Below are 16,117 nucleotides of genomic sequence, written 5' to 3'. Positions count from 1 at the left end.
TTCTCCTAGATGTCCAGAACCAGTTTTGCGGATTTGGCGCGCGAGCAGCAGACCAGGATCTGATCGTTGGCCGCTTTCTCGTCGTCGGTGAGGTACACGTCGCGGTGGTCCGGCTCGCCTTCGAGCACGTCGCACAGGCAGGTGCCGCAGATCCCCTGCTCGCAGGAAATCTCGATCTTGATGCCGACATCCGCCAGGGCTTCGAGAATGCTTTGCCCTTCGGCCACCTGCACGCTCTTGCCACTGCGGGCGGCGACCACTTCGAAGCTGGCGCCGCTGTTGTCGACCTCCACCTGGAAGTACTCGCGGTGGATGTGGTCGTCGGCGTAACCGCGCCCCAGCGCCTCGCCGATCACCCACTCCATGAACCCGGTCGGGCCGCAGGTGTAGACGTGCACGCCGCTTTCGGCCTGGCCGAGCACGGCGTCCATGTCGAGCTTCTGCTCGGGCGCTTCGTCATCGAAGTGGGTGAACACCCGGTCGGCGAAGGCGACGCTCTGCAGCTGCTCGAGGAAGGCGCTGCGGCTGCGCGAACGGCCGCAGTAGTGCAGCTCGAAATCCTCGCCCTTGGCGTGTAGGGCATAGGCCATGGCGATCATCGGGGTGATGCCGATGCCGCCGCCGAGCAGGATCGAGCGCTTGGCGGCCGTGGCCAGCGGGAACAGGTTGCGCGGCGCGCTGATCTGCACCTCGGTGCCTTCGAGCAGGGTGTCGTGCACGCCTGTCGAGCCACCGCGCGAAGCGGGGTCCTTGAGCACGCCGAGACGGTAGACGGCAGGATCGGCCGGGTCGCTGCACAGCGAATACTGGCGAACCAGGCCAGGAGCGATGTGGATATCCACATGGGCACCGGCGTCGAACGCCGGCAGCGTGGCGCCGCCCACCGGAATCAGGTCAAGGACGACGACGCCGTCGCCCTGCAGCTGGCGCTTGTGCACTTGCACCGTCAGGAGTTGTTCAGTCATCTCGGGTTCACCCGCATTGCACGTCAAGGTAAAGGCGGTCGTTGGTTCGGCCGTCGTATTGGTTGGTCCAACTCAGCGCATGAATAAGCCGCCGTTCACATCCCAGGTCGCCCCGGTGGTGAAATAGGCTTCCGGACGTGCCAGCTGCACGACCAGGTCGCCGAGAAAATCCGCATCGCCCAGCCGCCCTACCGGGATGTTGGCGAGCATGCCCGGCATGCGTTCGGCCGATACCACCGCGTGCACCATGGGCGAGTCGATCGGCCCCGGTGCGATGGCATTGACGGTCACGCCGCCGGCGGCCAGTTCCTTGGCGAAGATCTTGGTCAGGGTGACGATGGCGCCCTTCGACGCGGCGTAATGCGCGCCGGTGGCAGTGCCGCCGTTCTGCCCGGCCAGCGAGGCCATGTTGACGATGCGCCCGTAGCCGGCCTGGGCCATGTGCGCGCCGAACACCTGGCAGCCGACGAACACGCTGCGGGTGTTGAGGCTCATGACGCGATCGAACTCTTCCGGGCTGATCTGCATGACCGGCGTGGCCATGGTCATCGCGGCGTTGTTGACCACCACCTGCAGGCCGCCGAAGCGGGCCACGGTGGCCTGCAGCGCGGCCTCGAAATCAGCCTTGCTGCCGACGTCGAGCTTGAGTGCCAGCACCCGCTCGCCGCTGGCGTCCAGGCCCTCGGCAGCCGCCTGGGCGCGCTCCAGCGACAGGTCGGTGATCACCACCGCGTAGCCGGCGGCGAACAGCCGGCTGGCGATGGCCAGACCCAGGCCCTGAGCGGCGCCGGTGACCAATGCGATCTGCGTCATGGTCAGGCCCTCAGAGGATGTAGCCGATGCCCGCGAGGGTATCGTCGGAGTTGATCAGGCGGATCAGCTTGCGCTGGATCTGGAAGCTGTCGCCGCTGCGCACCAGGTCGTAGGTCAGGTCGGCGCTGTAGTGCTTGAGCGAGTCCTTGCGAAAATCGCGCAGGTGCTGGGAGCAACGCACCCGCACCTGGTCGCCGTCCTCGGAGAGCACCCGGAAGTTCGCCGCGGTGCGCACGGTGCGCGGCTGCGGGCTGGTGGAAATCGACTCGCCACCGATCAACCGCTGTACCCGCAGCTGGCGCATGTGCGCGTCGTCGTAGGCGTAGTTGAGGGTGTTCTCGAAGTCTTCTTCCTTGGGGTCGATGGGGATGATGTAGGTGCCCTTGTCAGCCCACAGCGCCAGCCAGGTGTCGTACTCGTTGTGGTCGAGCATGTCGCCTTCGGCCCAGATGAAAGCGGTGACTTCTTGCAGCAATTGCAGATTCATTTTCGGTTCTCCGTCGCTCAGGCCGACATCATCTTTTTCCACTGCTGGTAGGCAGCGCGCATGCCGGTTTCAGCGGACACGTCGCTGACCAGGCCGTCTTCACTGGGTTTCTCGCCGGGCAGGCCGCGGTTGAGCATGATCCACAGGTCTTCGCCGGCGCTGGCGCCCTTCTGCACCCGCTCCCAGGCCTCGGAATCGTCCGGGGTGCCGAAGCCCATCGGGCCCTGGAAGTGCTCGTGCAGGCGCAGGCGGTAGCGGTTGGCCACGGCCGGGCCGCCGTCCATGGTGATCACCGAGTGGTGGATTTCCGTCTCGTTGACCGAGATCGGCTGCAGCACCCGGAAGAACGCCATCGAGCAGGCGATGTTGGGGAACAGGTTGAGGTTGAAGCCCGAGCCGCCGACCGCACGCACGATGCGCCGTACCTGCTGTTCTTCGATGCCTTCGTCACGCAACTCCTGAGCCAGGCTCTCGAAGCGCGTCGGAATCGGCAGGTCGAGGTTGGCTTCCAGGTCGATCAGGTCCGGGATCATCACCATCACGCTGTGGCCGTTGCCCAGGTCTTCGACGTAGCCTGCGCCGTCGACGAAATCGAGCATGTCCATGGTCTGCTGATCGACCGAGTGCAGGAACGACTTGTGCACCAGCGGGAAGTGGTAGGCGTCGGTGGTGTTTTCCAGCTGGATCTTCCAGTTGCCCGGGAAGCGGAAGCGGTGTTCGCCCGGCACCTTGATGCCGTAGCCGGCGCCCTGCTTCATGAACAGATCCATCCACTTCCTGGCCGGGCCGAGGAAGTCGACCAGCGGCTCGATGTCGTCCTTGAAGGTGGCGAAGATCATCCCGGCGTAGCTTTCGGTACGCAGGCTCACCAGCGGCAGTTCGCTCTTGTCCAGGCACTCGCCGTAGCTGTCCGGGTGCGGAATGCCGCGCAGCGAACCGTCGAGGGCGTAGCCCCAGCCGTGGTACGGGCAGACGAAGCTGTTGGTCTTGCCCTTCTTGTGTTCGCACACGGTGGCGCCGCGGTGACGGCAGCGGTTGAGCAGCACGTTGACCTGCTTCTTGCGGTCACGCACGGCGATCACCGGCTGCTTGCCGATGAAGGTGCTCTTGTAGCTGCCGGCGTCCGGAATCTCGCTCTCGTGGGCCACCCACACCCAGGTGCTGTAGAAGATCTTTTCCATCTCGGCGTCGAACAGCTTGGCGTCGGTGTACAGCGAGGTGTGCACGCGGTCGGCCTTGACCAGCTCGGCGGGGTCGCATTCGAGGTTCACGACATCGATCATGTTATTCACGGTTGGCTCCTGGTCGGCTTATCTGGCCGACTGCAAAAAAGTCTCGGGTCATTCGGCCGCGTTGTTCGGCACCGGCAGTTGTGCCTCGCTGTTCCAGGCGCTGACAGGCCGACTGAACAGGTTCTCGGTCTGGAAGTGCGCCATGCGCCACCGCCCCTCCTCCTCGGCGAAGCGCACGGTCAGGCGCGCCGCGTTGAGGTGCGAGGCGCCGCTGGCGAAGGTCGAGGTCTGCAACATCACCCAGCTGCCGGTCGCACCCTCGCCCTGCACCTCGATCAGCTCGCTGGTCAGGAAGTGCACATTGAGGGCGAAGTGCGCCGGGGTTTTCATGTAGGTGGCGAACATCGCGCGAATCGCTTCCCGGCCGCGGTAACCACCAAAGCTCGCGGCGTACTTGGCGCCCTTGCCTTCCCAAACGGCATCGCGGGTGAACAGGCCGGCCAGTTCGTCCAGCGGGGTGCTGGCGTCCAGGGCGTCGCACAACACCATGTAGCGGTTCATGCAGGCGCGCACGGCATGCTCGGTTTCGAAGCGAGCGAGGCGGGCGTGAAGTTCGGCGACGGTCGACATGGCATTCACGCGCGCTGGATGATCAGTTCGCGGCCGGTACGGGCCTCGATCTTCACGTAGCGCCACAGCTTGTACGGGCCGCTGCCCACCGCGGTGGTACGCAGCAGGTTGCAGGCGGCGTGCACGGTTTCGATGTCCGGCACGTCGGCCAGCAGGTAGGTGGTCCAGGGGTAGCCGCTGCTCGGGCCGACCATGCTCTGGTCGTCGTCCATGTTGCCGAACACGGTCACCCCCGGCAGGTCGTGGATGCCGTTCCACATGGCGCTGAACGCGGCCCAGACTTCCAGCTGCTCTTCACGGGCGGCGTCGAAGAAGTTCTGGTTGATGCCCATGCAGAACAGCACGCGCAGTGGTTTTTTCTCGCTCATGATTGGCTCCAGGAAAAGTTAGAGGTAGCCCGGCAGGGGCTGCTTGCCGAAGAAGATGGCGCCGGCGTTCTGGTAGGTGATGTCACCCATGAAGGCGTGCTGGGTCACCACCTGGGCGTCGTTGACGAAACGCGCCAGCGGGCTGCTGTTGTAGACGCCGGTCATGCCCGAGAGCATCTGCGCGCTACGCGCCACTTCAGCGGCAACGCGCACGGCGTGGGTCGACGACAGGCGCAGCAGGTTGACCTTTTCCGCCGGCAGCGGCTCGCCAGCGAGCACCAGCTGCCAGACATCGTCGATGGCTTCGTAGAAGAAGCAGCGCGCCGCGCGCAGGGCCGCCTCGGCCTTGGCGATCTCGACCTGGGCCAGCGGGCGGTCGGCGACGGCTGGCGCGCCGGTCACCGAGATGCGCCCGGAGGCCATGTCACGCAGCTCGTCCAGTGCGGCGCGGGCCACGCCCAGGCCGACCACCGACAACACCTGGGTGGCGAACGACAGCGACGGGTAACGGAAGAACGGCTCGTCGAGGTTGGCCGGGCCGCCGCGCACGAAGGTCCAGGCCTCGGGCACCACCACATCCTCGACCACCAGGTCGTGGCTGCCGGTACCGAGCAGGCCGACGGTGTCCCAGGTCTGGTCGATGCGCACCTGGCTCTGCGGCATGACCGCAAAACGTGGCAGGTCGAGTTTGTCGCCGTTCTTCGGGGCGATGCCGACGCCTACCAGCGAGGCGCCCATGCAGCCGCTGGAGTACTTCCAGCGGCCATTGACCTTGAAGCCGCCTGGCACCGGGTCAGCCGGCTGCGGCGGGAAGATACCGCCGGCGAACACCACGTTCGGGCCGCCTGCGTACACCTGCTCGATGGTTTCCAGCGGCAGCGAGGCCAGGTAGACCGGGCTCATGCCGAAGCTGGCGACCCAGCCGGCGGAACCGTCGGCCTTGGCGATCTCCTCGATCATCGCGCAGAACTCGCCAGGCGAGCGCTCGTCGCCACCGAAGCGGCGCGGCACCAGGGCGCGGTACACGCCGACGGCCTTGAACGACTCGATCACGTCCGGCGCGATATGGCCCAGGCGGTCGAACTCACCGGCACGGCCACGCCTCTTGATGTCCACCAGCAGATCCACGAAGGCCTGGCTGTCGGTAATGGGAGCGGCGGGCAGCTTGCCGGCCAGATTGAGCGAATTCATGACAGGCTCCGGGATCACAGGAGGTTGGAGTCGAGGCGCCGCAACAGCTCGCCGGCGACTGCCAGCAGCAGTTCGTCGGCGCCCTTGGCGGCGATCAGTTGCAGGCCGACCGGCAACCCGGCCTGCCCTTCGCAGGGAATGCTCAGTGCCGGGTGGCCAGACAGGTTGAAGGGGCGTACGAAAGCGGTCATGCCGAGTACCGCACGGGTGTCGGCGGCCTCTTCGAGGCGCAGCGGGTAATCGGGCATGGTCGGCAGGGCCAGTACGCTGAAGCGCTCGAGGGCGGCGTCCACTTCGGCAGTGAAACGCGTACGTACCTGTTCGGCCTCGGCCAGGGCGGCATCGCTGGTCTGCCCGGCAGCCTCGAGGCGCCCGGCGATGTCGGCGCCGACCAGGCCGGTGTCGAGCAGGTGGCCGCAGGCGTTCCAGGTTTCCCGGTTGATCACCGCCATGCCGGCGTCGTAAGCGGCCTGCAGGCCTGGCAGCTCGACACGGCCCAGGGGCAGGTCGCTGGCGTCGAGCAGGGCATCGATGGCGTTCTGAATATCGCTGGCGGCCTGCACCGCCACCACGCCGATACGGATGTCGCCCAGCTCGGGCGCCGCCCCGAACGACGGGTCGATCACCGCCATCGCCTCGTTCAGCGTCGACAGCTTGCGGGCGAATGGCCCGATGCAGTCCAGGCTGGTCTGGGCGGGCATAACGCCGCGGCGGTCGATACGGCCGAAGGTGGGTTTGAAGCCGAACACGCCACAACAGCAGGCGGGAATGCGCACCGAGCCGCCGGTGTCGGTGCCCAGGGAGAAATCACACAGGCCAGCGGCAACCGCAGCGGCCGAACCGCTGGAAGAGCCACCAGGAATGCGCCCGGGGTAGCGCGGGTTTTCCGCGGTGCCGGCATAGGCGTTGATGCCGGTGGTGCCGTAGGCCAGTTCATGCAGCACGGTCTTGCCGAGGATCTGGCAGCCGCCTGCCAGCACACGCTCGACCACTGCAGCATGCTGCTCGGCCGGCGCGGCATCCTGCAGGGCACGGCTGGAGGCGCGGGTCGGGTAGCCGGCGATGTCGAGGGTGTCCTTGACCATCACCGTCAGTCCGGTGCCGCCCAGCTTCATGTGCTCGATGACCATCTTCATGCCACTCACCTACTTGAACGTTGCGTCGGGCAGCCAACGCTGCCGATTCGCGTAAATCTAAAATCGTCAGAATTACGTGAATTGTCAATTGAATATTCAAAATTAATTGGTGAGTAATTTGGTGCACTTTTCCACTAAAAAGCACCAAGTGCGTGCATTTCGGTAACGCCATCAAAATCAGCAAACCAACCGAAGGATCGCCTAATAACCCATATAAAACAGTTATTTAATAAATCTCACATGAAAATCATCGGTGGGCACAGGTGTTACCTGACTATTTTTTGATCAAAAATAAAAATCGCTAAAACAGCGCTGATAGAAAAAATTTACACCTGAAAAAACACCATAAAAACACCATAAAAACACCATTTTTAAAGCTGAAAATAGCCGGAAAAATTCTCGCTCGAACCCTTGGTTTTGCTGCTCCCAGGCAGCTTTCCGCCGGGCCGAAATCGGGCCTCCGCCGGCCGCCTCGGCAGGCCACCCACCTGCGCTGCGCCAGCCCGGCTGGAAAATTTCTGGCATGCAACCTGCAATTTCCCCGTCAGCTGCACCGCTGGCTGTCCACCGGTTGCGCTATGCCGGTGACAACACCGAGCCCATTACGAGAAGGCGATACCCCTACCCCCGCGGTACGGCTGTTGAGCCCGTTATTAGCCCTGCACCCCGGAGTACGACATGCTGCTCAAAAAAGCTGTGTCCACCCTGCTACTGGGCGCGCTCTGCGCGTCGATAACGGCTCAGGCCGACGTGAAGATCGGCGTCATCACCTCCTCGACCGGGCCTATCGCGCTGGTCGGCATCCCGCAGAAAAACAGCATCGCGCTGATGCCGAGCGAAGCCGGCGGCGAGACCATCCGCTACGTCGCACTCGACGACGGCAGCGACCCGACCGCCACGGTCAAGGCCTTCAAGAAGCTGCTCGATGAGGAGAAGGTCGACGCCATCATCGGCCCGAGCGGCTCACCCAACGCCATGGGCGTCATCCAGTTCGCCGCCGAGTCGGGCACGCCGCTGCTCGCCCCGGTGGGCACCGCCGCCGTGGTGCTGCCGATGAACGAGCAGAAGAAATGGGTGTTCAAGACCACCCAGAACGATGAGCTGATCGCCGAGGCGCTGACCGAACACATGGTCAAGAACGGCGTGAAGACCCTGGGCCTGATCGGCACGGCCGACCCCTACGGCGAGAACTGGGGCAAGGTGATGACCGCCCTGGCCGCCAAGAACGGCATCAGGATCGTCGCCAACGAGCGCTTCCAGCGCCAGGACACCTCGGTGACCGGGCAGAGCCTGAAAGTCCTTTCCCAGCGCCCTGACGCCGTACTGGTCGCCGCACCCGGCGGCTCGGCGGTAATGCCGCAAGCCACCCTGGTCGACCAGGGTTACAAGGGCCAGGTCTACCAGACCCACGGCGCGGCGCTGCCGGCCTTCCTGCAGCTCGGCGGGCGCAAGGTCGAGGGCACGGTGCTGGCGGCCAGCCTGATGCTGGTGCTCGACGAGATGCCGGACGACCACCCCTCCAAGGGCGTGGCCCGCAGCTATATCGATGACTACACCAAGCTCAACGGCAGCGCGCCGGCGACCTTCGGCGCCAACGTCTATGACGCCGGCCTGCTGCTGGAGAAGGCCATCCCTACCGCCCTGCAAAAAGGCCAGCCGGGCACGCCGGAGTTTCGCGCCGCCCTGCGCGATGCCCTGGAGCAGACCCACGAACTGGCCGGCACCCAGGGCGTGTACAACATGAGCCCGGAAGACCACAGCGGCTTCGACGTGCGTGGCCGTGAGCTGATCACCGTGAAAGGCGGCAAGTGGGTACTGCTCAAGTAACCCAGGCCGGTGCCCGGCACCGCTAACACGCTCGCCGTCAGATGCGCCTCGGCCTGTGGGCCGGGGTCTATCGCGCGCGTGCCCAGCCCTGCATGCGAAGGATGTTGCCCCCATGAATTTCCAGATAGCCCTGCTGCTCGGCCAGGATGGCGTGACCAATGGCGCGATCTACGCGCTGCTGGCGCTCTCCATTCTCCTGGTGTTCACCGTGACCCGGATCCTGCTGATCCCGCAGGGTGAATACGTGACCTACGGCGCGCTGACCATGGCCGCCCTGCAGGCCGGCCAGCCGACCGCACTGGTCTGGCTGCTGCTCGGCCTGACCCTGGTCGACTGCAGCCTCGACCTGATCGGCGCGCTGCGCAGCGGCCACGCCTTCCGGCTGCCGCGCTGGGTGCCGGTGAAGCTCTTGTACGCCGTGGCGATGGTGCTGCTGGTGCGCAACCTGCCCCTGGCCGAGCTGCCGATGGCCCTGCAGGCACTGCTGACCCTGGCCCTGGTGGTGCCGCTGGGCCCGCAGATCTACCGGCTGTTCTTCCAGCCGGTGGCCGGCGCCCATCCGCTGGTGCTGCTGATCGTCTCCATCGCCGTGCACGTGGCCATGGTCGGCGTCGGCCTGCTGCTGTTCGGCCCGGAGGGCGCACGCACCCGGCCATTCTCCGAAGCCGGCCTGGAGCTCGGCCCGGTGACCCTCAACAGCCAGACGCTGTGGGTCATCGCCGTGTCGCTGATGCTGATCATCAGCCTGTTCCTGTTCTTCGAGCGCAGCCTGTATGGCAAGGCACTGCGAGCCACTGCGGTGAACCGCATGGGCGCACGGCTGATGGGCATCTCGCCGACCCTGGCGGGCAAGGCCACCTTCGCCATGGCGACCTTCATCGGCGCGCTGTCGGGGATTCTCATCGCGCCGATCACCACCCTGTATTTCGACTCCGGCTTCGTGATCAGCCTCAAGGGTTTCGTCGGCGCCATCATCGGCGGCCTGGTCAGCTACCCGGTGGCCGCCCTCGGCGCCCTGGCGGTCGGCCTGATCGAAGCCTTCTCGATGTTCTGGGCCAGTACCTATAAAGAGATCATCGTGTTCACCCTGATCATTCCGTTCCTGCTCTGGCGCTCGCTCACCAGCCGTCACGTGGAGGAAGAAGAATGAACCTGCGCGCCCTGCTGTTCGTCTTCGTCCTGCTGCTCGGCATCGCGCCCCTGGCGCTGCCGACCTTCCAGATCACCCTGCTCAACTACATCGGCCTGTACACCCTGGTGGTGCTCGGCCTGGTGCTGCTCACCGGCGTGGGCGGCATGACCAGCTTCGGCCAGGCGGCGTTCGTCGGCCTGGGTGCCTACACCAGCGCGTACCTGACCGCTACCGAGCAATTGCCTGCCTGGCTGGCCTGGGCCGGTGGCTCGCCGTGGCTGGCGCTGCTGCTCGGCATCACCCTGACCGCCACGGTGGCGCTGCTGCTCGGTGCGCTGACCCTGAAGCTGTCCGGCCACTACCTGCCGCTGGGCACCATCGCCTGGGGTATCTCCCTCTACTACCTGTTCGGCACCCTCGACGGCCTTGGCGGCCACACCGGCATGAGCGGCCTGCCGCCCATCTCGCTGTTCGGCATGCTGCTGGATAAGGGCTGGAAGATGTTCTACCTGATCTGGGTGATCCTGCTGCTGGCCATGCTGCTGGTGCAGAACCTGCTCAACTCCCGTGAGGGCCGGGCGATTCGTGCCCTCAAGGGCGGCCAGGTGATGGCCGAGTCGATGGGCGTGAATACCTTCCGCGCGAAGCTGGTGATCTTCGTCATCTCGGCGCTGCTGGCCGCCCTGTCCGGCTGGCTGTACGCCCACAACCAGCGCTTCGTGAACCCCACGCCGTTCGGCCTGCACATGGGCATCGAGTACCTGTTCATGGCGCTGATCGGCGGCGTGGGCAGCGTCTGGGGCGCGCTGCTCGGCGCCGGCATCCTGACCCTGCTCAAGCAGTGGCTGCAGGACTGGCTGCCGCTGCTGCTGGGCAGCCAGGGCAACTACGAAACCATCGTCTTCGGCCTGCTTATCGTGCTGCTCATGCAACGCGCACCGGGCGGCCTGTGGCCGCTGCTGCTGCGCCTGACCCCGGCCCGCTGGCGCCAGGGCAAGGGTGCACCGAGGGCCGATGAGCAACCACCCGAGTTGCCGCGGCGGCAGTTGCCGGCGAGCGGCGAGCTGATTCTCCAGGCCCGTGAGGTGACCAAGCGCTTCGGCGGCCTGGTGGCCAACGACCGCATGAACCTGAGCATCCACGCCGGCGAGATCCTCGCCCTGATCGGCCCCAACGGTGCCGGCAAAAGCACGCTGTTCAACCAGATCTCCGGGGTGGACTTGCCCACCGAAGGCGACGTGCTGTTCCTTGGCCAGCGCATCAACGGCATCGCCTCGCGGCGCATCGCCCGGCTGGGCATGAGCCGCACCTTCCAGCACGTGAAACTGCTGCCGACCATGAGCGTGCTGGAAAACGTCGCCATCGGCGCGCACCTGCGCGGCAACAAGGGCATCGTGCCGGCGCTGCTGCACAGCGAGCGCGGCGAGGAGGCCGAACTGCTGCGTGAAGCGCGTCGCCAGCTGGAACGCGTCGGCCTCGGCGACTACCTCTACGAGGAAGCCGGCAGCCTGGCGCTGGGCCAGCAACGCATCCTGGAAATCGCCCGCGCGCTGTGCGCCGACCCCTGCCTGCTGCTGCTCGACGAGCCCGCCGCCGGCCTGCGCCACAAGGAGAAACAGGCGCTCGCCGAGCTGCTGCGCAAGCTGCGCAGCGAAGGCATGGCGATCCTCCTGGTGGAGCACGACATGGACTTCGTGATGGGCCTGGTGGATCGCGTGGTGGTGATGGAATTCGGCCAGAAGATCGCCGAAGGCCTGCCAGACGAGGTGCAGAAAAATCCGGCGGTACTCGAAGCCTACCTGGGCGCAGCGGAGTGAAGACGATGAGCAATCAACCCGGTAACACCCTGCTCGAAGTGAAGGACCTGTGCGTGGCCTACGGCAAGGTCGAGGCGCTGAGCAACGCCAGCCTGACCGTTGGCGAGGGGCAGATCGTCACCGTGATCGGCCCGAACGGCGCCGGCAAGACCACCCTGCTGTCGGCGATCATGGGCGTACTCGGTTCCCGTGGGCAGGTGAATTTCGATGGCACGCTGGAGGCCGTGCCGGAAGTCGAGGTGCTGGTCGGCCGCGGCCTGGGCCTGGTGCCGGAGAAGCGCGAGCTGTTCCACAGCATGAGCGTGGAAGACAACCTGCAGCTTGGCGCCTTCCAGCGCGTGCGCCAGGGCGACCGTGACTGGCGCAAGACCTTGAGCGAGGTGTATGGCCTGTTCCCGCGCCTGCACGAGCGCCGCGGGCAACTGGCCGCCACCCTCTCCGGCGGCGAACGGCAGATGCTCGCCGTGGGCCGCGCGCTGATGGCCAAACCCAAGCTGCTGATGCTCGACGAACCGAGCCTGGGCCTGGCACCGCTGATCACCCGGGAGATCTTCCGGATCATCGCCGACCTGCGCCGCCAGGGCGTGTCGATCCTGCTGGTCGAGCAGAACGCCCGCGCTGCCCTGCGCGTGGCCGACTACGCCTACGTGCTGGAAACCGGGCAGATCGCCATGCAGGGCCCGGCCGCCGAACTGGCCGATGACCCGCGGGTGATCGAGGCCTACCTGGGCCTGGCCAGCAAGCATCAGGAAATGCTCGCCGGCTAGGCTCTGTACGAAAAGTACCTGCGCTCGGAGACTTTTCGTACAGACCCCCGGCGGCGCCCACTTCAACACACTGGCCAAAGGGAGTCGCCATGTCATCACCCACCCACCGCCGCGTGTGCATCGCCGGTGCTGGCGCCATCGGCTGCACCCTGGCCGCGAGGCTCGGCGCCAGCGGCCAGCCGGTCAATGTGCTGGCCCGCGGGAGAACCCTGACTGCGCTGCGCGAAAACGGGGTGTGCCTGAGCGACCTCGACGGCAGCCACCACAGCCCGGTGAACGCCAGCGACAGCTGCGCCGAACTGGGCGAGCAGGACCTGATCTTCATCTGCACCAAGGCGCCAGCACTGGCCGGCCTGCTGCCCACCCTCGGGCCGCTGATCGGCCCCCAAACGGTGGTGGTGCCGGTGGTCAATGGCGTGCCCTGGTGGTACTTCCATGGCCTGCCCGGGCGTTTCGCCGAGCGCCAGGTGCAGGCCGTCGACCCGGACGGCACCCTCAGCGCAGCCCTCGACCTGCAGCGGATACTCGGCTGCGTGGTGTTCATCACCGCCGAGACCGACGCGCCCGGCGTGGCCCGCTCAGACAACCCGCACCTGATGATTCTCGGCGAGCCGGACGGGCAGCTCAGCGAGCGCCTGCACTGGGTTCGCGCACTGGTCGAGCAGGCCGGTATCGAAGCCCGCGCCAGCGAGCATATTCGCGACCCGCTATGGACCAAGATCATCGCCAACCTCAGCTCCAACCCGCTGTCGGTGGTCACCGGCGCGACCCTGGAGCAGTTGTATGGCCGCGCCGACCTGCGCGGCGTGACCGCCAAGATCATTCAGGAAAGCCTGCTGATCGCCGCCGCCTATGGCGCGCGCATCACCTTCGACCCGGAGACCTTCATGAGGCTCGGTGCCGACATGGGCGCGGTGCGCACCTCGATGCTGCAGGACTACCAGCACGGCCGCCCGCTGGAGCTGGCAGCCATTGGCGATGCGGTGGTCGAGTTGGCCGCCTACCAGGGCCTCAGCATGCCGGTCACCCAGGACATTCTCACGCTGGCGCGCTTTCGCGGCGAACAGCCAACTACTCACTGACTCAGGAGGCCGCCCATGAACGCCACTCAAGATACCGGCAAGCCCGCCCACTGCAGCGATGAAGAATGGGCGCTGCGCGTCAAGCTCGCCCATTGCTATCACCTGGTGGATTACTTCGGCTGGACCGAGACCATCTTCAACCACATTTCCGCGCGCCTGCCCGGCCCGGCGCACCATTATCTGGTCAATCCGTTCGGCCTCAACTACAGCGAAATCACCCCGGCGAACCTGCTCAAGGTCGACCTGCACGGCAACAAGCTGGAGCCCTCGGACTACCACGGCAACCCGGCCGGCTTCGCCCTGCACAGCGCCGTGCACGGCGCCCGCGATGACATCCAGTGCGTGATCCACACCCACACCACGCCGATCTCCGCCGTGGTGCAGAAGAAGCGCGGCTTCACCCATGACGATTTCTACGGCGCCCAGCTCTACGGCCGTATCGGCTATCACACCTTCGAAGGCATCACCCTGTTCGATGACGAGAAAACGCGGATGATCGCCAGCCTCGGCGACAAGCACATCCTGGTGCTGCGCAACCATGGCATCGCGGTGGGCGAGAGCAGCATCGAAAAGACCTTCTTCCTGCTCTGGACCGTGCAGCGCGCCGCCGAAAACCAGTGCGCCGCCGGTGCCCTGGGTGGTGAGGACAACCCGCTGGGCGAAGGCGTCGCCGAGAAATGCGCCAGCCTCACCGCCATGCTGATCCGCGACAGCGGCTTCGCCGACACCGTCTTCGCCGCCATGGTGCGCAAACTGCGCGCCGAGCGCCCGCTGCCCTGGTGAAACCTCAGGCCCGCGCCCGGCTCCGGGTTGGCAAGCAGGTGCAAGAAACTGACCGCGAGGAACAATCTTTATCTGCCCATAGCGGTTTGAATGACCTGCATTCGCCCCTGATGCGGGCCAGCAGAGAAACGCTCCCATGAAGGAATATGACTACATCGTGATCGGCGCCGGCTCGGCAGGTTGCGTAGTGGCAGCCCGGCTGATCCAGGAAAGCGCGGGCAGCGTGCTGCTGCTGGAGGCGGGCGGCAGGGACAGCAGCCCCTTCCACACCATGCCGGCCACCGTGGTTCAGGTGTTCCAGCAGAAGTCCTGGCCGTACATGACCGTGCCGCAAAGGCATTGCAACAACCGCGAGATGATAATCGCCCAGGGCAAGGTGCTCGGCGGCGGCAGCTCGGTGAACGGAATGATCTACATCCGCGGCCAGCACCAGGATTACAACGACTGGGTGAGCGACTGGAATTGCCCGGGCTGGGGCTACCGCGACGTGCTGCCCTACTTCAAGCGAGCCGAGGCCAACGAGAGCCTGGGCAGCGAATACCACGGCCAGGACGGCCCGCTACCGGTCAGCGAAAACCGCTATCGCCACCCGATGACCATGGCCTTTGTGCGGGCCGGCCAGGAAATGGGCCTGCCCTACGTCAACGACTTCAACGGCGCCTCCCAGCAAGGCGTCGGCTTCTACCAGACCACCACCCGCAACGGCGCCCGCGCCAGCACCGCGCGCACCTACCTGAAGTCGGTGCGCGACAGCAGCAGGCTGCGCGTGGTGACCGGCGCCCTGGTACACAAGGTGGTGATCGAGCACGGCCGTGCCACCGGCGTGATCTTCAGCGAGAAAGGCGGCGCGCCCACCACCGTCAACGCGCGGGAGGAAGTGATCCTCAGCGCCGGCGCCTTCGGCAGCCCGAAGATTCTCATGCTCTCCGGTGTCGGCCCCAGGGAGCACCTCGCCGAGCACGGCATCGAGACGCTGGTCGACCTGCCGGTCGGCAAGAACTTCCACGATCACCTGCACCTTTCGCTCAACGCCGCCACCCATGAGCCCATCAGCATCCTTGGCGAAGACAAGGGTTTGCGCGGCATCAAGCACATGGCGCAGTGGCTGGCGTTTCGCAGCGGCCTGCTGACCAGCAACATTCTCGAAGGCGGCGGCTTCATCGACACCCAGGGCGTTGGCCGCCCGGACATCCAGTTCATGTTCCTGCCGGTGATGGACAACTTCGACAACACCCCGGGCGAAGTCGCCCCGGCTGCCGAGCATGGCTTTACCGTCAAGGTCGGCCACCTGCGCCCGAAGGCCCGTGGCGAGGTGCGCCTGCGCAGCACCGACCCGGCCGACCTGCCGTTGATCGACCCCAATTACCTGGGCGACCCGGAGGATCTGCAAGGCCAGATTCGCGCCGTGCAGGCCGGCCTGCGGCTCATGCAGCAGCCCGCGCTGCGCAGCCTGATCAAGAAGATCACCGCCCCCGAGAACATCGACTGGCGCGACACCGCCGGCGTCGAAGCCTTCGTGCGCAAGGCCATCAAGACCGTCTACCACCCCGGCGGCACCTGCCGTTTGGGCATCGAGCCAGGCGACTCGGTGGTCGACCTGCAGATGCGCGTGCACGGTGTGGCCAACCTGCGTGTGGTCGACCTATCGGTGTGCCCGCAGATCGCCAGCGGCAACACCAATGCTCCGGCCATCATGCTCGGTGAGCGCGGCGCCGACTTCATCCTCGGCAAGGCGCCGCTGGCACTCGATGCGCCAGCCGAGCAGACGCTCGATCTCAATCAGCTGATCGGCGTCAACGCCGCTTCGCTCGCCGAACCCGGCCGCTCCTGACTGCCCCTCCGCCAGCCCTGGCGCCAGCCGTACGCCAAGGCTGGCGCTCGCCTGCA

Annotated in this window: 16 protein-coding genes; 7 read left to right on the top strand and 9 right to left on the bottom strand. The window is 65.9% G+C overall.

The window, feature by feature from the left end; translation table 11 throughout:
- Positions 1-5: 5 nt before the first annotated feature.
- From QYS36_RS09515 to QYS36_RS09475, 9 genes are all read right to left on the bottom strand, one after another.
- A complete protein-coding gene (locus tag QYS36_RS09515) occupies positions 6-965 on the bottom strand; it encodes a PDR/VanB family oxidoreductase (protein WP_308839239.1) in 960 nt (319 codons plus the stop codon).
- Between the two features lie 72 nt (positions 966-1,037).
- Positions 1,038-1,778, bottom strand: a complete 741-nt coding sequence (locus QYS36_RS09510; RefSeq protein ID WP_308839238.1) for an SDR family NAD(P)-dependent oxidoreductase — start codon at positions 1,776-1,778, stop codon at positions 1,038-1,040.
- 10 nt (positions 1,779-1,788) lie between these two features.
- Positions 1,789-2,265, bottom strand: coding sequence for an aromatic-ring-hydroxylating dioxygenase subunit beta (locus tag QYS36_RS09505; protein ID WP_308839237.1), 477 nt, complete (start codon positions 2,263-2,265; stop codon positions 1,789-1,791).
- A gap of 17 nt (positions 2,266-2,282) precedes the next feature.
- Entirely contained in the window at positions 2,283-3,548 is a 1,266-nt protein-coding gene (locus QYS36_RS09500) for an aromatic ring-hydroxylating dioxygenase subunit alpha (RefSeq protein WP_225606601.1), read from the bottom strand.
- A 57-nt stretch (positions 3,549-3,605) separates the two neighbouring features.
- Positions 3,606-4,127, bottom strand: coding sequence for a nuclear transport factor 2 family protein (locus QYS36_RS09495; protein ID WP_308839236.1), 522 nt, complete (start codon positions 4,125-4,127; stop codon positions 3,606-3,608).
- A 5-nt stretch (positions 4,128-4,132) separates the two neighbouring features.
- Positions 4,133-4,495, bottom strand: coding sequence for an IacB protein (locus QYS36_RS09490; RefSeq protein ID WP_111463051.1), 363 nt, complete (start codon positions 4,493-4,495; stop codon positions 4,133-4,135).
- A gap of 18 nt (positions 4,496-4,513) precedes the next feature.
- Positions 4,514-5,686: an indole-3-acetate monooxygenase gene (iacA, locus tag QYS36_RS09485; RefSeq protein ID WP_308839235.1), complete on the bottom strand. Its 1,173-nt coding sequence runs from the start codon at positions 5,684-5,686 to the stop codon at positions 4,514-4,516.
- Positions 5,687-5,700: 14 nt separating this feature from the next.
- On the bottom strand, positions 5,701-6,822 hold the full coding sequence (locus QYS36_RS09480; RefSeq protein WP_308839234.1) for an amidase: 1,122 nt from the start codon (positions 6,820-6,822) through the stop codon (positions 5,701-5,703).
- Positions 6,823-7,107: 285 nt separating this feature from the next.
- A complete protein-coding gene (locus QYS36_RS09475) occupies positions 7,108-7,347 on the bottom strand; it encodes a hypothetical protein (protein ID WP_308839233.1) in 240 nt (79 codons plus the stop codon).
- A gap of 153 nt (positions 7,348-7,500) precedes the next feature.
- On the opposite strand from QYS36_RS09475, the gene QYS36_RS09470 reads away from it, so the two are divergent.
- The 7 genes from QYS36_RS09470 (at position 7,501) to QYS36_RS09440 (ending at position 16,061) form a co-directional block, all read left to right on the top strand.
- Complete coding sequence (locus tag QYS36_RS09470) at positions 7,501-8,649, top strand: ABC transporter substrate-binding protein (RefSeq protein WP_308839232.1); 1,149 nt, start codon at positions 7,501-7,503, stop codon at positions 8,647-8,649.
- 112 nt (positions 8,650-8,761) lie between these two features.
- Positions 8,762-9,799: a branched-chain amino acid ABC transporter permease gene (locus tag QYS36_RS09465; protein ID WP_308839231.1), complete on the top strand. Its 1,038-nt coding sequence runs from the start codon at positions 8,762-8,764 to the stop codon at positions 9,797-9,799.
- Positions 9,796-11,598 carry a branched-chain amino acid ABC transporter ATP-binding protein/permease gene (locus QYS36_RS09460; RefSeq protein WP_308839230.1) on the top strand — a complete coding sequence of 601 codons (1,803 nt, stop codon included), beginning with the start codon at positions 9,796-9,798 and terminating at the stop codon, positions 11,596-11,598. Before QYS36_RS09465 ends, QYS36_RS09460 begins: the two co-directional genes overlap by 4 nt.
- A gap of 5 nt (positions 11,599-11,603) precedes the next feature.
- Positions 11,604-12,365 carry an ABC transporter ATP-binding protein gene (locus QYS36_RS09455; RefSeq protein WP_308839229.1) on the top strand — a complete coding sequence of 254 codons (762 nt, stop codon included), beginning with the start codon at positions 11,604-11,606 and terminating at the stop codon, positions 12,363-12,365.
- Positions 12,366-12,454: 89 nt separating this feature from the next.
- A complete protein-coding gene (locus QYS36_RS09450; RefSeq protein WP_308839228.1) occupies positions 12,455-13,447 on the top strand; it encodes a 2-dehydropantoate 2-reductase in 993 nt (330 codons plus the stop codon).
- Between the two features lie 15 nt (positions 13,448-13,462).
- Complete coding sequence (locus QYS36_RS09445; RefSeq protein ID WP_308839227.1) at positions 13,463-14,230, top strand: class II aldolase/adducin family protein; 768 nt, start codon at positions 13,463-13,465, stop codon at positions 14,228-14,230.
- A gap of 136 nt (positions 14,231-14,366) precedes the next feature.
- Entirely contained in the window at positions 14,367-16,061 is a 1,695-nt protein-coding gene (locus tag QYS36_RS09440; protein ID WP_308839226.1) for a GMC family oxidoreductase N-terminal domain-containing protein, read from the top strand.
- The last annotated feature ends 56 nt before the right edge of the window (positions 16,062-16,117 follow it).

The sequence above is a fragment of the Pseudomonas sp. G34 genome, from assembly GCF_031119625.1.
GTDB lineage: Bacteria > Pseudomonadota > Gammaproteobacteria > Pseudomonadales > Pseudomonadaceae > Aquipseudomonas.
The sequence above is the reverse complement of the archived record's forward strand: the minus strand, read 5'-3'. Positions and strand labels throughout refer to the sequence as shown.

Coding starts and splice junctions, on each gene's coding strand:
- QYS36_RS09440 (WP_308839226.1), top strand. CDS start 14,367: ATGAAGGAATATGACTACATCGTGATCGGCGCCGGCTCGGCAGGTTGC.
- QYS36_RS09490 (WP_111463051.1), bottom strand. CDS start 4,495: ATGAGCGAGAAAAAACCACTGCGCGTGCTGTTCTGCATGGGCATCAAC.
- QYS36_RS09505 (WP_308839237.1), bottom strand. CDS start 2,265: ATGAATCTGCAATTGCTGCAAGAAGTCACCGCTTTCATCTGGGCCGAA.
- QYS36_RS09445 (WP_308839227.1), top strand. CDS start 13,463: ATGAACGCCACTCAAGATACCGGCAAGCCCGCCCACTGCAGCGATGAA.
- QYS36_RS09475 (WP_308839233.1), bottom strand. CDS start 7,347: ATGCCAGAAATTTTCCAGCCGGGCTGGCGCAGCGCAGGTGGGTGGCCT.
- QYS36_RS09515 (WP_308839239.1), bottom strand. CDS start 965: ATGACTGAACAACTCCTGACGGTGCAAGTGCACAAGCGCCAGCTGCAG.
- iacA (WP_308839235.1), bottom strand. CDS start 5,686: ATGAATTCGCTCAATCTGGCCGGCAAGCTGCCCGCCGCTCCCATTACC.
- QYS36_RS09500 (WP_225606601.1), bottom strand. CDS start 3,548: ATGATCGATGTCGTGAACCTCGAATGCGACCCCGCCGAGCTGGTCAAG.
- QYS36_RS09455 (WP_308839229.1), top strand. CDS start 11,604: ATGAGCAATCAACCCGGTAACACCCTGCTCGAAGTGAAGGACCTGTGC.
- QYS36_RS09460 (WP_308839230.1), top strand. CDS start 9,796: ATGAACCTGCGCGCCCTGCTGTTCGTCTTCGTCCTGCTGCTCGGCATC.
- QYS36_RS09450 (WP_308839228.1), top strand. CDS start 12,455: ATGTCATCACCCACCCACCGCCGCGTGTGCATCGCCGGTGCTGGCGCC.
- QYS36_RS09465 (WP_308839231.1), top strand. CDS start 8,762: ATGAATTTCCAGATAGCCCTGCTGCTCGGCCAGGATGGCGTGACCAAT.
- QYS36_RS09510 (WP_308839238.1), bottom strand. CDS start 1,778: ATGACGCAGATCGCATTGGTCACCGGCGCCGCTCAGGGCCTGGGTCTG.
- QYS36_RS09470 (WP_308839232.1), top strand. CDS start 7,501: ATGCTGCTCAAAAAAGCTGTGTCCACCCTGCTACTGGGCGCGCTCTGC.
- QYS36_RS09495 (WP_308839236.1), bottom strand. CDS start 4,127: ATGTCGACCGTCGCCGAACTTCACGCCCGCCTCGCTCGCTTCGAAACC.
- QYS36_RS09480 (WP_308839234.1), bottom strand. CDS start 6,822: ATGAAGATGGTCATCGAGCACATGAAGCTGGGCGGCACCGGACTGACG.